Below are 14,775 nucleotides of genomic sequence, written 5' to 3'. Positions count from 1 at the left end.
GCGAGAAGGGCCGCGTTTTGCACGTCGATGCTGACAGTGCGCTCGCATGGATCGCGTTCGACCACGGGGGGTCAAGTCTGGTTCCTCTCGCCCTGCTTGCCGAGCCCAGCGCTGAGTCCCGGCGTGCAGGCCGCATGTGGCTCAAAAGGGGTATCGAACTTGGGACAAATTTGGGACAATCCATCCCGCCGCAGGGTAGAGCACAGCATTGAAGCCCCTGCGGCGCAAGCCGTGGGGGCGCTTTCACACTGCTGGGGTCGGAGGTTCGAAGCCTCCACCGCCCACCAATTTCCTTTTTCCTTATCCTGTTTGTTGTGTCGGCTGGTGCCGACGCCAACTGCGGCAGTGCGCTGCTTGTCGCGCGCCGCAAAGCGCGTAGAACGCTAGGGAAAGGAGAAGCGATCATGGCCACGAGTCCCGATCTTCCGACGCCCATCACCTCCGATCCGCCCGACGTGCCGGAGCTTCCGGTCGAGCCGGACGAAGGTCCCGCCACCCCGCCGGGCGGTCCTTCGGATCCCGAAAACCCGTTCCCCGCCCAGCCGGAGTGAACCTGGCGGGCGCGGGCCCGCTAAGCTCGCCGGATGGATGAATTCGATTGCGCTGTCATCGGCGCCGGTGTTGTGGGCCTGGCCGTTGCCCGAGCGCTTGCGCTCAAAGGCCGCGAGGTGGTCGTGCTCGAGGCCGAAGGCGCCATCGGCACCGGCACCAGTTCCCGCAACAGCGAGGTGATCCACGCGGGCATCTACTACCCCGAGGGTTCGCTCAAGGCGCGTCTGTGCGTCGAAGGCAAGCAGTTGCTCTACGACTACGCGGCCGAGCGCGGCCTGCCGCACCGGCGCTGCGGCAAGCTGATCGTGGCCACGGCGCCGACGCAGGTCGCGCAATTGGACGCGATCGCCGCCAAGGCGCGGGCCAATGACGTCGACGATCTCGTGCTGCTCACGCGGGAGCAGGCGCGCGCGATGGAGCCGCAGCTCGAATGCCTGGCCGCTCTGCATTCGCCGAGCACCGGCATCGTCGACAGCCATGCGCTGATGCTGAGCCTGCAGGGCGATCTCGAGCATGCGGGCGGCGTCCTCGCCCTCAAGTCAGCGGTCGTGCGCGCAGAGTGCGCGGACGGCGTCGTCGTCTTGATGGCCCAGGACGGCACCGCCCTGCGTTGCAACAGCGTCGTGAACGCGGCCGGTCTCGCCGCGCCCGCACTCGCACGGCGCTTCGACGGTTTGCCTGCGAGCGCAGTGCCGTCGGCCCATTTCGCCAAGGGCAGCTACTTCACGCTGGCGGGCCGCGCGCCTTTCAGTCGTTTGATCTACCCGGTGCCCGAAGCGGCAGGCCTGGGCGTGCACTTGACGCTCGATCTGGGCGGCCAGGCCAAGTTCGGCCCCGACGTTCAGTGGGTCGATTCACCCGACGACCTGGTGGTCGATCCGAAGCGCGGCGACGGCTTCTATGCCGAGGTGCGCAAGTACTGGCCGGCGTTGCCGGACGGCGCGCTCATCCCCGGGTACGCCGGCATCCGGCCGAAGGTGTCCGGCCCGGGCGAGGCGGCGCGCGATTTTCTGATCGAGGGCCCGGCCACGCACGGCGTTCCGGGGCTGGTCAATCTGTTCGGCATCGAGTCGCCGGGGCTCACCAGCAGCCTCGCGATCGGCCGGCATGTGGCCGCATTGCTGCCGTAGACCCGCGCGGCCATGTACCATGGAACGCCACGCCGCTTGCCGGCGTGAAGCCGCCGGCACGGTGCCGGTGCAATCCACTGAGGGAAGATTTCAATGACTGCATCCTCAAATCTCGAAGCGGCTGCCAACGCCGTGGCCGAAGACATCGCCAGCGACGTTCGCGGTGTGCTCGCCAGCAAGGATCTCGACACCTTGCCGCACATCAAGGCCCTGCGCCAGCGCATCGACAGCAAACTGGCGATCGCACGCGAGCTCGCGGCCGAGAAGAGCAAGCTCGCCGCCAAGAAGGCGCGTGAAGCGGCCAACACCGCCAATGCCTACGCCCATGACGAGCCGTGGCAAATCGCCGGTGCCGCCTTGGCGGTGGGTGTGCTGGTGGGTTTGCTGCTTGGTCGCCGCTGAGCCTCGCCGATTCGGCCGGCGCGAGGTCCTCGGGGGCCTCGCATGAGGCTGTTGTCCCTGTTCGGGCTGGACTCGCGCCTTCGCCGGCTGCGCATCGCAGCCAGCGAAGGCGCCCTGGCAGCCGAAGACCGTGTCCAGCTGCTGCAGCTGGCATGGGAAGAAGAAAAGCAGCGCCTGCAGCTGATGCTGGTCCTGGTGATCGCGGTGATCGGGCTCACGACGGTCGCCGTCGCCTTGCTGTCGGTGGCGGTGGTCGTGCATTTCTGGGAGACGCCGAACCGCGTTGCGGCCGCCTGGGCAGTGGCGGCGATATGGATCGCGCTCTGGCTGGTTGCGGCCGTGGCGTTGATGAGCACCTTGCGCAAGACCTCGGAAGCCTTCGGCCCCGCACGCCACGAGTTCGAGCGCGATTGGGAATGGGTTCAAGACCGCTTCGGTCTCGGCGACGAGGCCGAAGCGCCACCGCGTGAACCCAGGCCCCAGAGCCGCGAAGAACTGCTCGAGCGCATCGCGCGCCAGCGCGAGCGCATCGCGACGCTGCAGGGCGCGTCGTCGAAGAAGGCCGACGTGCCGCCTGACGACGAGTCCCCCGGCGCCGCAGCGCTGCGGATCGCGCGCGAGCATCCGGTGGCGACCGGCGTCGTGACCGCGGCGGCCGTGGCGGTGCTCGGTCCGCGCCGCCTGCTGCGCTGGGCGGCCATCGTCGTGCCGGTGCTGTGGCGGATGCGCTGATCCGGGAAGACGCTCAGGCGCCGCGCTTGCGCAGTGCCTGAGCTGCCTGGCGCACCAGCGCCGGGCCCCGGTAGATCAGCCCGGTGTAGATCTGCACGAGATCGGCGCCGGCGGCGATCTTGGCCTCGGCATCGGCGGCGCTCAGGATGCCGCCGACGCCGATGATCGGAAAATCACTGCCCAGTGCCGATCGCAGCTGGCGGATCACGCGATTGCTCGCTTCCCTGACCGGCGCACCCGAGAGGCCGCCGGCTTCGTTCGCATGCGGCAGGCCCGCCACCGCGTCACGCGCCAGCGTGGTGTTGGTGGCGACCACGCCGTCCATGCCGTGGCGGCGCAGCGTGGCCGCGATCACCCGAACCTGGGCCTCGTCGAGATCCGGTGCGATCTTCACGAACAGCGGAACCCGCTTGCCATGCCGTGCGGCGAGCGCAGCGCGCTTGTCCGCCACCGCCCCGAGCAGCGCATCGAGCGCCTCGTCGCTCTGGAGCGAACGCAGATTGGCGGTGTTGGGGCTGGAGATGTTGATCGTCACGTAGTCGGCATGCGGGTAGACGCCGTCGAGGCAGATGAGGTAGTCGTCGACTGCACGCTCGATCGGCGTCGCGGCGTTCTTGCCGATGTTGAGCCCCAGCAGCATCGCCCGCTTGGAGTCGTTGCGGCGAAAGCGCGCGCGCTGCACGTTGGCCAGGAAGGCCTCGAGCCCTTCGTTATTGAAGCCGAGCCGGTTGATCAGCGCGTCACGCTGCGGCAGGCGGAACATGCGCGGCTTCGGATTGCCCGGCTGCGCCTTCGGCGTGACCGTGCCGACTTCGACGAAGCCGAAGCCCATGGCGGCAAAGGCATCGATGCAGCGGGCGTTCTTGTCGAGTCCGGCAGCGAGCCCGACCCGGTTCGGGAACGAGAGGCCGGCCAGCGTGCGCCGGTCCTCGATGCGGGGCGCCGCATAGACGCAGGCCAGCGGCGTGTTCTGCGTGCGCGCCAGCGCGTCGAGCGTCAGCTCATGGGCGTGCTCGGGATCGAAGCCGAAGAGGAAAGGTCGGGCAAGACCGTAAAGAGAGGAGGGGAGCAGCAGGGACATCGGATAATTCTGGACTTCGTAGCCCCAAGGATTCTCTCCGATGACTTCCCCCGCTCCCGCATCGGCCCTGACCCAGGACGAACTCAAGGCGCAGGTCGGCCGCGCCGCGCTCGCACACGTGGTGAAGGGAGAGATCGTCGGCGTCGGCACCGGCTCGACGGTGAACAAGTTCATCGACGCGCTGGCGACGATCAAGGGCGACATCCGCGGCGCGGTGTCCAGTTCGGTGGCGTCGACCGAACGCCTGCATGCGCTGGGCATCCCGGTGTTCGACAGCAACGAGGTCGAGGAACTGGCTGTGTACATCGACGGCGCCGACGAGATCGACGGCCGCGGCTACATGATCAAGGGCGGTGGCGCCGCGCTCACGCGCGAAAAGATCGTCGCCGCCCAGTCCAGGCGCTTCGTCTGCATTGCAGATTCTTCCAAGCGCGTGAACACGCTCGGCGCATTCCCGCTGCCGGTCGAGGTGATCCCGATGGCGGCGCAGCGCGTGATACGGCAGTTCGCGCGGCTCGGCGGCATGGCCCAGGTGCGCGAGAAGGACGGCGTGGCGCTGGTCACCGACAACGGCCAGCACATCATCGACGTGACGGGCCTCCGGATCACCGACCCCCTGGGCTTCGAGAGCGAAGTGAATCAATGGCCCGGCGTGGTCACCGTGGGGGTTTTCGCCCACCAACGGGCCAACGTGTGTCTGCTGGGCACGCCGTCCGGCGTGCAGACGCTTCGCTTCGACTGAGCGAGGGTCAGGCCGGCGCCGGGCCGCCCCAAGGCGGCCTGCGTCCCCCTCGGGGGGCAGCGAGTACGCGAAGCGACGGAGCGTGGGGGCTATTGATTCAGAACTTGATGCCGGCCGGATTGCTCGGTGTCGGGCCGGTCGCAGCAGGCGGCTGCGGGGTAGATGGCGCAGGCGCAGCACGCTGGGGCTGCGCCGCAGGCGCTGGCTGGGCAGCCACAAGGGGCTGCGCCGGCGGATTGCGGTAGCTCGCTGGCAACTGGGCGCTCTTGGGATAGCCTGCCGCGTCGAGATACTGCGACCACTCGGCATCCGAAAAACCCTTGAGCTGCTGCGTGCCGATGGACAGCAGCGGCAGCGAGGCCTGGCCGCTCAAGCGCTGCAGCGCCTCCACGTCCTCGTTGCTCTTGATGGTCCGTTCGTCGAAGGGGATTCCGCGTGTCACCAGCAGCGAGCGGCCCGCGCCGCAGGGCCCGCACTCGTCGCTGGTGTAGAGCGTGACCGGGTATCGCTGCGCAACCTGCCGCAGCTCGTAGGGCAGGCCGGCGCTGGCACCCGCCGCGCTGCCGCCGCGCGGCGTCGCGGGTTGCGCATTGGCGGCAGGCGGCTGGTCCGAGAAGGTGACCTTGCCGTTCTTGTCGACATGGCGGTAGACCGGCTGCGCCAGGGCGGCGCCGGCGGCGAACAGCAGGGCGAGGCCTGAGAGATGTGCGTTGAGCTTCATCGATGACTTTCGTGATCCGATGGAGCGGAGTATCTCAGGCCGCGCGGGCGCCGCGCCATATCAGTTGCTCCACCGCGCCTGGCGCGACCCACGACGCATGAAACCTTGTTGTAATTGAGGGGCGGCGTCCGGCAAAGAGGTCGGTTTGTCCTTGCCTCGAACCCGTATATCAGTTGGACCCGCAGCTCCACGAGCACCCCCTACTGTCGCCTGGGGCGTTTCGCCCCTGAGCACGCATCTCAGGCCGGCTGCGCCTCTGTCATTCCCTGGTGTCGCAGCAGCGCATCGAGCTGCGGCTCGCGGCCCCGGAAGGCCTTGAAGGACTCCATCGCGCTGCGGCTGCCGCCGGCCTCGAGGATGGCCTGGCGGTATTTGCGGCCGGTCTCGATGCTCGGCTCTCCATTGGCGCCGGCGGTTTCCTCGAAGGCCGCGTAGGCGTCGGCGCTCAGCACCTCGGCCCACTTGTAGCTGTAGTAGCCGGCCGCGTAGCCGCCCGAGAAGATGTGGCTGAAGGTGTTGGGCGTGCGGCTGAAGGGTGGCGAAGGCATCACCGCGACTTCGTCGCGCACCTTGCCGAGCAGCGCCATCACGTCGCCCGGCTGGGCGCCGGCGGCGTCGTATTCGGTGTGCAGCAGCATGTCGAACAGCGAGAACTCGATCTGGCGCAGCGTCTGCAGGCCGCTCTGGAAGTTCTTGGCCGCCGTCATCTTGTCGAACAGCGCGCGCGGCAGCGGTTCGCCGGTATCGACGTGCGAGGTCATGTGCGCCAGAACATCCCACTCCCAGCAGAAGTTCTCCATGAACTGGCTCGGCAGCTCGACGGCGTCCCACTCGACCCCGCTGATGCCCGAGACGTCGCGCTCGTTGACCTGCGTGAGCATGTGGTGCAGCCCGTGGCCGAACTCGTGGAACAGCGTCGTCACGTCGTCGTGCGTAAGCAGCGGCGGCTTGCCGTCGACGCCCTCGGCGAAGTTGCAGACCAGTTGCGCGACCGGCGTCTGCAGCGTGCCGGTGTCGGGCCTGAGCCAGCGGGCGCGCACATCATCCATCCAGGCGCCGCCGCGCTTGGCGGCACGGGCCGCCGGATCGAGATAGAACTGGCCGACCTTCTGCCCCGCGCGTTCGATGCGGTAGACCTCGACGCTCGGATGCCACACGGGCGCGCTGTCGCGATGGATCGACACCTCGAACAGCGTCTCGACGATCTTGAACAGGCCGGCCATGACCTTCGGCGCGGTGAAGTACTGCTTGACCTCCTGCTCGCTGAAGGCGTAGCGCGCCTCCTTGAGCTTCTCGCCGATGTAGCTCCAGTCCCAGGGTTGCGGGTCGACGATGCCGAGTTGCTGCGCCGCGAACACGCGCAGGTCGGCCAGGTCGCGCTCGCCGTAGGGTTTGGCCTTGGCCGCGAGATCGCGCAGGAACTTGATGACCTGTCCGGCCGATTCCGCCATCTTGGGCACGATGGAAAGCTCGCCGAAGTTGGGATAGCCCAGGAGCTTCGCTTCCTCCTGGCGCAGCGCGAGGATCTCGCGGATCAGTTCGGTGTTGTCGAAGGCGGGGTCGCCGAATTCGCTGGCGCGCGTGACGTAGGCGCGATAGAGCTTCTCGCGCAGGGCGCTGCTCCTGGCGAACTGCATGACCGGCAGGTAGGAGGGCATCTTCAGCGTGAGCTTGTAGCCTTCCTTGCCCTCGGCTTCGGCCGCCGCGCGCGCCGCGCTGACCACGTCTTCCGGCAGGCCCTCGAGTTCGCCGAGTTGGGTGTAGTACGCGAACGCATCGGTCGCGTCGAGCGCGTTCTCGCTGAACTTCTGGCTCAGCTCGGCCTGGCGTTCCTGGATTTCCGCAAAGCGCTTCTTCGCCTCGCCCTGCAATTCGGCGCCGCCGAGCACGAAGTTGCGCACGGCGTAGAGGTGCGCCTGGCGCTGCTCGGGATTCAGGGTCGCCGGATCGATCGCCTTGTATTTGGCATAGAGCCGCTCGTCGGAGCCGAGGCGGGTCCAGAAGGCGGTGACGCGGGGCATCGCTTCGTTGTAGGCGGCGCGCAGCTCCGGCGTGTCGGCGACCGCGTTGAGATGGCCCACGGCGCCCCAGGCGCGGCTGAAACGCTCCGAGGCGACGTCGAGCACCTTGGCGATCGCGGTCCAGTCGGCCGGGAATTCGGGCGTGGTCGCTGCCTGCAATGCGGCCTCGGCGTCGGCGAGCAGCACATCGACGGCGGGCGCGACATGCTCGGGCCTGATCCGGTCGAACAGCGGGAGGTCGTTGAAGTCGAGGAGCGGATTGGTCATGGTCTTGTTCAGATGGCGGGCAGGGGGCTCGAGTTCAAGTGGCCTCGGCGGCGCGTTCGGCCGCCTCGATCGTGTTGACGAGCAGCATCGTGATGGTCATCGGGCCGACGCCGCCGGGCACCGGCGTGATCCAGCCGGCCACCTCGCGCACGCCGGCGAAATCCACGTCGCCGCAGAGCTTGCCTTCGTCGTTGCGGTTCATCCCGACATCGATCACCACGGCGCCGGGCTTGACCATGTCGGCCGTGAGCACATTGCGCTTGCCGACGGCCGCGACCACCACGTCGGCTTGGCGCGTGATGGCGCCGAGGTCCTGCGTCGCGCTGTGGCAGATGGTGACGGTCGCGTTCTTCGCGAGCAGCATCAGCGCCATGGGCTTGCCGACGATGTTGCTGCGGCCGATGACGACGGCGTGCTTGCCGCGCAGTTCATAGCCGATGGACTCGAACATCTTCATGCAGCCGTAGGGCGTGCAAGGCCAGAAGCCGGGCATGCCCGTCATGAGCGCACCGGCGCTTGCGACGTGGAAGCCGTCGACGTCCTTGGCGGGGGCGATGGCCTCGATGACCTTCTGCGCGTCGATGTGCGCGGGCAGCGGCAGCTGCACCAGGATGCCGTGGATCGCCGGATCCTTGTTGAGCGCCTCGACCCTCGCCAGCAGCTCGGCCTCGCTCAGCTCGGCCGGGTACTTCTCGAGCACCGAATGCAATCCGTTGTCTTCGCAGGCCTTGACCTTGTTGCGCACGTAGACCTGGCTGGCGGGGTTCTCCCCGACCAGGACCACGGCCAGCCCGGGCGCGACGTCGCGGGCCTTGAGCGCCGCGGCCCGCGTCGCCACTTCGGCGCGCAGCGTTCGGGAGAGGGCGTTGCCGTCGATCAGTTGAGCTGTCATCGGTTTTGGATTTTCCAAGTAAAAACGCCCGCTTGCGCAGGCGTCGAAGATCGGTATCGCTATCGGGACGATAGCCGCTAGGCTGCCTTGCCGGGCGCCGCCTGTCCCAAGGCGATCTTGAGCAGGTCGGCCACCGTGTTGGCGTTGAGCTTTTCCATGATGTTGGCGCGGTGCGCTTCCACCGTCTTGATGCTGATGCCGAGGTCGTCGGCGATCTGCTTGTTGAGCCGGCCGGCGACGATGCGCTCGAGCACCTGCGCCTCGCGGCCGGTGAGCTTGGAAAGCAGTGCGTCGCGGCTGGCCGATTGCTGGTGCTGCGCGAAGGCGCCGCGCGCGTGTTCGAGCATGCGTTCGACCAGCGCTACGAGCGCATCGTCGTTGAAGGGCTTCTGGATGAAATCCATGGCGCCTTTCTTCATGCTGTCGACTGCCATCGGCACGTCGCCGTGGCCGGTGATGACGACGATCGGCAGCGGCGAGCGGCGCTCGATCAGGCGGTCTTGAAGTTCGATGCCCGACATGCCACCCATGCGGATGTCGACGATCAGGCAGGCGACCTCGCGCGGGTCGTAGCGGGACAAGAAGGATTCGGCCGAATCGAAGCAGCGAACCCGGTAGTCCTTGCCTTCGAGCAGCCATTGCAACGAATCGCGGACTGCCTCGTCGTCATCGACGACATAGACCGTGCCCTTCTTGGGAATCAAACTCATGCAGGTACCTTCGCCTCGTTGCTTGCTACGGAATCAATAGCGTCCAACACCGGAATCCAGAAGGAGAAACGGCATCCGACGACATCCGGGCCATTGTAGATGTTCTCTGCCTTCATCCGGCCGCGGTGCGACTCGACGATGGTGCGGCAGAGGTTGAGCCCGATGCCCATGCCTTCGGGCTTGGTCGAGAAGAAGGCTTCGTAGAGCCGATCCATCACTTCCGGCGCGAGGCCCATGCCGGTGTCCTGCACCGAGAACTCGACCGCGTTCTGGCCGTCGATGACCTTGGGCAGCACGCGCAGCTCGACGCTGCGACGTGCGAGCGGCCGGTCGGCCAGGTCGATCGACTCGGCCGCGTTCTTCAGCAGGTTGACCATCACCTGCTCGATCAGGATCGGATCGACCCGCACCACCGGAAGGCGCGCGGCCACGTAGTGGTTGAGGCGCACGTTGCGGCGGCGGAGCTCGATGCCGGCGAGCTCGACCGCTTCGCTCACCATGGTCGAGACCTCGGCCGGCGTGCGGTTCGGCTCGCTGCGTTTCACGAAGGAGCGGATGCGCTGGATGATCTGGCCCGCGCGCTGCGCCTGCTTGGAGGTCTTGTCGAGCGCCGCGAGCAGGGCCTCGGAATCGATCTGCTGTCCGCGGATGCGCGACATCATGCCGTTGCAGTAGTTGGTAATCGCGGTCAGCGGCTGGTTGAGTTCGTGCGCGACGCTGGACGCCATCTCGCCCATGGTGATCAGCCGGCTGGCGGCCTGCGCGCGGTCGGCCTGCGCGGCCGACAGGTCTTCGGCATCGCGCCGCGGCGTGATGTCGGTGGCGATCACCAGTTGCGCGAGCCGGCCGTCGACCCAGGTCAGGTAGCGCGAACGCACCTCGAGCCACTTGCCGAGCTCGGGCACGAAGATCTCGTTGTTGGCAGGCTGCGCGGTGGTCAGCTGGTCGATCGGCAGGCCGGCGAAAGGATCGACGTCGTCGAGTGCGTCGTCGTGCGCGTGCGAGGCCGGTACGCCGGCCTGCGCCACCATGCCCAGGTGCCCCACGGTGTCGGAGCCGAACCAGAGCCGGTACAACTTGTTGGCGAACAGCAGTTCCTCGCTGCCGAGCGGCGCCACCGACACCGAGGCGTCCAGCGCCTCGAGCACCGTGGTGAAGCGCTCGTAGGAGGCCGAGAGCTGCTCGCGGATGCGGGTGGGCTCGGTGATGTCGGTCATCGAGGTCATCCAACCGGTCTGATGGCCGCGCGCATCGATCAGCGGCGACACGTAGAGGCGGGCGTTGAACACGCTGCCGTTTTTGCGCTTGACGCGCACCTGGAAACCGCCCGGGAGCGCACGGCCATGCAACTCTTCCTCGAGCCGCTCGTTCATGATCTCGCGATCGGATTCCAGCCAGTAGGGGAAGGGCGGCGTCTGGCCCACGAGCTCGCTCTCGTCCCAGCCTGTCATCTGGCAGAAGGCCGCGTTGACGTAGGTGATGCGGCCCTCGAGATCGAGCACGCGCATGCCGGTGAGCATGGAGTTCTCCATCGCGCGCCGGAAGTTGGTTTCGGCCACCAGCGCCTGCTGGGCCTGAAGCCGGCGCCGCGTGTGGCGCCAGGTGCCGATCAGCATCCAGCTTGTGAGCACGCTGAGCGCGCCCACCAGCCAGAAGAGGCCGTTGCCGACCACGCCCTGCGAGGTGCGGTAGGCCTGCGCGCGCAGCACCAGTGCGTTGCCCACCGGCGAGACCGGGACTTCGTATTCGTTGGTCTGTTCGGACCAAGGCAGGAGGCGGGTCTCGGCCTCGCGCGGGCTGGCAACCGTGTTGCCGGCGATCAGGCCGCCCTTGGCATCCAGCAGCGACACCGCGTAGCGCGCCGACACCTCGGAGGGCATGCCGTAGCGCAGCAGGCCATCGATCGAAAACTCGCCCAGCACCATGCCCGCGAACAGGCCCTGGTCGAAGAAGGGGATGTGCAGCTGAAGCATCGACGGCGGGTCGCCGCCGGCCACCGGTTGCGAGAACACAGGCTGGCGCAGCTCGCGCGCCAGCGCGTAATTGCTCTCGATGTCGCCCGGCCGCAGCACGTCGCCCACGGCATGCTGTTGTGCCGGATGGACGCTGGGCGCCGCGTAGCCCGCCTTGAAGCGGCGCCGGTCGTCGATCCAGCTGATCGCCTGAAGCTCGGGAAACTGGCTCACCAGCGATTCCGAGCGGCTCGCGAATTCGGTGGCGTCGATCTCGCGGTTGGAGGCATCGCGCGCCAGGCGCATCAGCTGCTCCTGCCGCTCCAGAAGCCGCAGGCGCACGCGTTGCTGCGCGTACTCCACGTCGCGCTTGACCGACTCCTGCTCGCGCTCCACCTCTTCTGCGCGCAGATACCAGAAGGCCGCGACGATGGCTGCAAGAAAAAGCAGCACCGCCGCCAGCGGCGCCAGCATCGCGACCGCATCCTGTAGCACCGGCGTCTGCCGGCGCCACCAGCGCCGCCACCAGGACAGCGGCGACGCGTTGACAGCGCTGCGCGCGACCGCGATCGGAGAGGAAAAGGGCATCGCGCGAGTTTAGGGGAAGGGCCCGCTGCGGGCCGTGGTTGCGTGCAGTGACATGACTTCGAACGAGGCCACCTTCGCCTCTGACAGCATTCATGTATTTCATAATAAGAAATCATCACGCACTATTTGAAATTTGGATATTTCTGTGCGAAACTCCCGCGCGCTGCCGGATACGGCACTAAATTACAGCCACAACCCCCCCTCAAAAGGAGACAAGCATGTCGGCAAATCCCGAGAACCTGTACGGCTCGGCCGCGAACGACCCGGACGCACAGGAAACCCGCGAATGGATGGACGCCCTGTCGGCCGTCATCGAAAGCGAAGGCCCCGAGCGTGCGCACTTCCTTCTCGAGCAACTGCTCGAACATGCACGCCAGAACAGCATCGACAAACCGTTCTCGGCCAACACCGCCTACGTGAATACGATCGAGACCGACCAGGAAGAACGCTGCCCCGGCAATCTTGAGATCGAAGAGCGGCTGCGCGCCTACATGCGCTGGAACGCGATGGCGATGGTCGTGAAGGCCAACCGCCACCATCCCGCCGAAGGCGGCGATCTGGGGGGGCACATCGGCTCCTTCGCCTCGCTGGCCAACATGTTCGGCGCCGGCTTCAACCACTTCTGGCACGCCGAGAGCGAAAACCACGGCGGCGACTGCCTCTACATCCAGGGACACGTTTCGCCCGGCATCTATGCACGCGCCTACCTCGAAGGCCGCCTGACCGAGGAGCAACTGCTCAACTTCCGCCAGGAAGTCGACGGCAAGGGCCTGTCGAGCTATCCGCACCCGAAGCTGATGCCCGAGTTCTGGCAGTTCCCCACCGTCTCGATGGGCCTGGGCCCGCTGATGGCGATCTACCAGGCGCGCTTCCTCAAGTACCTGCATGCCCGCGGCATCGCCAACACCGAGCACCGCAAGGTGTGGGTGTTCTGCGGCGACGGTGAAATGGACGAGGTCGAATCGCTGGGCGCCATCGGCCTGGCCGCGCGCGAGAAGCTCGACAACCTGATCTTCGTCATCAACTGCAACCTGCAGCGTCTGGACGGCCCGGTGCGCGGCAACGGCAAGATCATCCAGGAACTCGAAGGCGAATTCCGCGGCTCGGGCTGGAACGTGATCAAGCTGATCTGGGGCAGCAGCTGGGATCCGCTCTTGGCACGCGACAAGGACGGTGCGCTGCGCAAGATCATGATGGAGACGAACGACGGCGACTATCAGTCGTTCAAGGCCAATGACGGCGCCTACGTGCGCAAGCACTTCTTCGGCAAGGATCCGCGCACGCTCGAGATGGTCGCCAAGATGAGCGACGACGACATCTGGAACCTGCGCCGCGGCGGCCACGATTCGCAGAAGGTGTACGCGGCCTTCGATGCGGCCGTCAAGCACACGGGCCAACCCACGGTGCTGCTGGTCAAGACCGTCAAGGGCTTCGGCATGGGCAAGATCGGCGAGGGCAAGAACACGGTCCACCAGACCAAGAAGCTCGGCGACGAGGACATCAGGGCCTTCCGCGACCGCTTCAACATCCCGATCCCCGACAGCCAGATCGCCGAGCTGCCGTTCTACAAGCCGGCCGACGACACGCCCGAGATGAAGTACCTGCACGAGCGCCGCAAGGCCCTCGGCGGCTACCTGCCGCATCGCCGCACCAAGGCCGACGAGAGCTTCACCGTGCCGGCGCTCGACACCTTCAAGGCCGTGATGGAGCCCACGGCCGAGGGCCGTGAGATCTCGACCACGCAAGCCTACGTGCGCTTCCTCACGCAACTGCTGCGCGACAAGGCGCTGGGTCCGCGCGTGGTGCCGATCCTGGTTGACGAAGCGCGCACCTTCGGCATGGAAGGGTTGTTCCGCCAGATCGGCATCTACAACCCCGATGGCCAGCAGTACACCCCGGTCGACAAGGACCAGGTCATGTACTACAAGGAAGACAAGAGCGGCCAGATCCTGCAGGAAGGAATCAACGAGGCCGGCGGCATGTCGAGCTGGATCGCCGCGGCCACTTCGTACAGCACCAACAACCGCATCATGGTGCCGTTCTACGTGTACTACTCGATGTTCGGCTTCCAGCGCATCGGCGACCTGGCCTGGGCAGCGGGCGACATGCAGGCGCGCGGCTTCCTGCTGGGCGGCACCTCGGGGCGCACCACGCTCAACGGCGAAGGCTTGCAGCACGAAGACGGCCACAGCCACATCCTCGCGAACACCATCCCGAACTGCGTGAGCTACGACCCGACCTTCGCGCACGAGGTCGGCGTGATCCTGCACCACGGCCTGAAGCGCATGGTGGAGAAGCAGGACAACGTCTACTACTACTTGACGCTCTTGAACGAGAACTACCCGATGCCCGGCCTGCAACCCGGCACCGAGGAGCAGATCATCAAGGGCATGTACCTCTGCAAGCAGGCCCCGGTGGTCAAGGCCGCGAAGGGCAAGGAGGCGCCGACGGTGCAGCTGCTGGGCAGCGGCACGATCCTGCGCGAGAGCATCGCGGCGCAGGAACTCCTCGAGAAGGACTGGGGCGTGAGCGCCTCCGTGTGGAGCTGCCCGAGCTTCAACGAGCTCACGCGCGACGGCCAGGAAGCCGATCGCTGGAACCTGCTGCACCCGACCGACGAGCCGCGCCTGCCCTTCGTTGCCGAGCAGCTTTCGGCGAGCACCGGTCCGGTCGTGGCGTCGACCGACTACATGAAGGCCTACGCCGAACAGATCCGCCCCTTCATTCCGAAGGGCCGCACCTACCGGGTCCTGGGCACCGACGGCTTCGGCCGCAGCGACTTCCGCAACAAGCTGCGCGAGCACTTCGAGGTCAACCGCCACTTCATCGTGGTGGCGGCGCTCAAGGCGCTGGCCGACGAGGGCACGGTGCCGGCTGCCAAGGTGGCAGAGGCGATCAAGAAGTACGGCATCAACGCTGAAAAGATCAACCCGCTCTACGCGTAAACAAAAACCAACAATCAACTGCGCCTCTAGGGCGGGAGAC

General features: G+C 66.8%; 12 protein-coding genes. 6 read left to right on the top strand and 6 right to left on the bottom strand.

Features of this window, described 5'->3' with window-relative positions; all coding sequences use genetic code 11:
* Positions 1–404 precede the first annotated feature (404 nt).
* The 4 genes from ACSQ9A_RS17235 to ACSQ9A_RS17220 all read left to right on the top strand — a co-directional run bounded on the left by ACSQ9A_RS17235 (position 405) and on the right by ACSQ9A_RS17220 (position 2,816).
* Entirely contained in the window at positions 405–551 is a 147-nt protein-coding gene (locus ACSQ9A_RS17235; protein WP_093108166.1) for a stereocilin, read from the top strand.
* 33 nt (positions 552–584) lie between these two features.
* On the top strand, positions 585–1,682 hold the full coding sequence (locus ACSQ9A_RS17230) for an NAD(P)/FAD-dependent oxidoreductase (RefSeq protein WP_436304526.1): 1,098 nt from the start codon (positions 585–587) through the stop codon (positions 1,680–1,682).
* 93 nt (positions 1,683–1,775) lie between these two features.
* The gene (locus ACSQ9A_RS17225) at positions 1,776–2,084 is read left to right on the top strand and encodes a glycine zipper domain-containing protein (protein WP_126837873.1); all 309 of its coding nucleotides are present in this window, start codon (positions 1,776–1,778) and stop codon (positions 2,082–2,084) included.
* Positions 2,085–2,126: 42 nt separating this feature from the next.
* Positions 2,127–2,816: a phage holin family protein gene (locus ACSQ9A_RS17220; protein WP_436296308.1), complete on the top strand. Its 690-nt coding sequence runs from the start codon at positions 2,127–2,129 to the stop codon at positions 2,814–2,816.
* Positions 2,817–2,829: 13 nt separating this feature from the next.
* Here the strand turns inward: ACSQ9A_RS17220 and ACSQ9A_RS17215 are convergent, their stop codons facing one another.
* Positions 2,830–3,897, bottom strand: a complete 1,068-nt coding sequence (locus tag ACSQ9A_RS17215) for a quinone-dependent dihydroorotate dehydrogenase (protein WP_436304525.1) — start codon at positions 3,895–3,897, stop codon at positions 2,830–2,832.
* Between the two features lie 40 nt (positions 3,898–3,937).
* On the opposite strand from ACSQ9A_RS17215, the gene rpiA reads away from it, so the two are divergent.
* Positions 3,938–4,639 (top strand): ribose-5-phosphate isomerase RpiA, encoded by a 702-nt coding sequence (gene rpiA / locus ACSQ9A_RS17210; protein WP_093108156.1) that lies wholly within the window; start codon positions 3,938–3,940, stop codon positions 4,637–4,639.
* A gap of 97 nt (positions 4,640–4,736) precedes the next feature.
* Here rpiA and ACSQ9A_RS17205 read toward each other — a convergent pair whose 3' ends face one another.
* The 5 genes from ACSQ9A_RS17205 to ACSQ9A_RS17185 form a co-directional block, all read right to left on the bottom strand.
* Complete coding sequence (locus tag ACSQ9A_RS17205; protein WP_436304524.1) at positions 4,737–5,360, bottom strand: glutaredoxin family protein; 624 nt, start codon at positions 5,358–5,360, stop codon at positions 4,737–4,739.
* A gap of 239 nt (positions 5,361–5,599) precedes the next feature.
* Complete coding sequence (locus ACSQ9A_RS17200) at positions 5,600–7,648, bottom strand: M3 family metallopeptidase (protein ID WP_436304523.1); 2,049 nt, start codon at positions 7,646–7,648, stop codon at positions 5,600–5,602.
* 34 nt (positions 7,649–7,682) lie between these two features.
* Positions 7,683–8,540 carry a bifunctional methylenetetrahydrofolate dehydrogenase/methenyltetrahydrofolate cyclohydrolase FolD gene (gene folD / locus ACSQ9A_RS17195; RefSeq protein WP_436304522.1) on the bottom strand — a complete coding sequence of 286 codons (858 nt, stop codon included), beginning with the start codon at positions 8,538–8,540 and terminating at the stop codon, positions 7,683–7,685.
* Between the two features lie 77 nt (positions 8,541–8,617).
* Positions 8,618–9,250: a response regulator transcription factor gene (locus ACSQ9A_RS17190; protein WP_093108148.1), complete on the bottom strand. Its 633-nt coding sequence runs from the start codon at positions 9,248–9,250 to the stop codon at positions 8,618–8,620.
* Complete coding sequence (locus ACSQ9A_RS17185) at positions 9,247–11,790, bottom strand: PAS domain S-box protein (RefSeq protein WP_436304521.1); 2,544 nt, start codon at positions 11,788–11,790, stop codon at positions 9,247–9,249. Before ACSQ9A_RS17185 ends, ACSQ9A_RS17190 begins: the two co-directional genes overlap by 4 nt.
* A 218-nt stretch (positions 11,791–12,008) precedes the next feature.
* Here ACSQ9A_RS17185 and aceE point away from each other — a divergent pair, with 218 nt between their 5' ends.
* Positions 12,009–14,735, top strand: coding sequence for a pyruvate dehydrogenase (acetyl-transferring), homodimeric type (aceE, locus tag ACSQ9A_RS17180; protein WP_436304520.1), 2,727 nt, complete (start codon positions 12,009–12,011; stop codon positions 14,733–14,735).
* The last annotated feature ends 40 nt before the right edge of the window (positions 14,736–14,775 follow it).

The organism is Variovorax sp. LjRoot290, from assembly GCF_964253985.1.
Classification (GTDB): Bacteria; Pseudomonadota; Gammaproteobacteria; order Burkholderiales; family Burkholderiaceae_C; genus Variovorax.
This window is presented reverse-complemented; position numbering and strand designations above follow the sequence as displayed.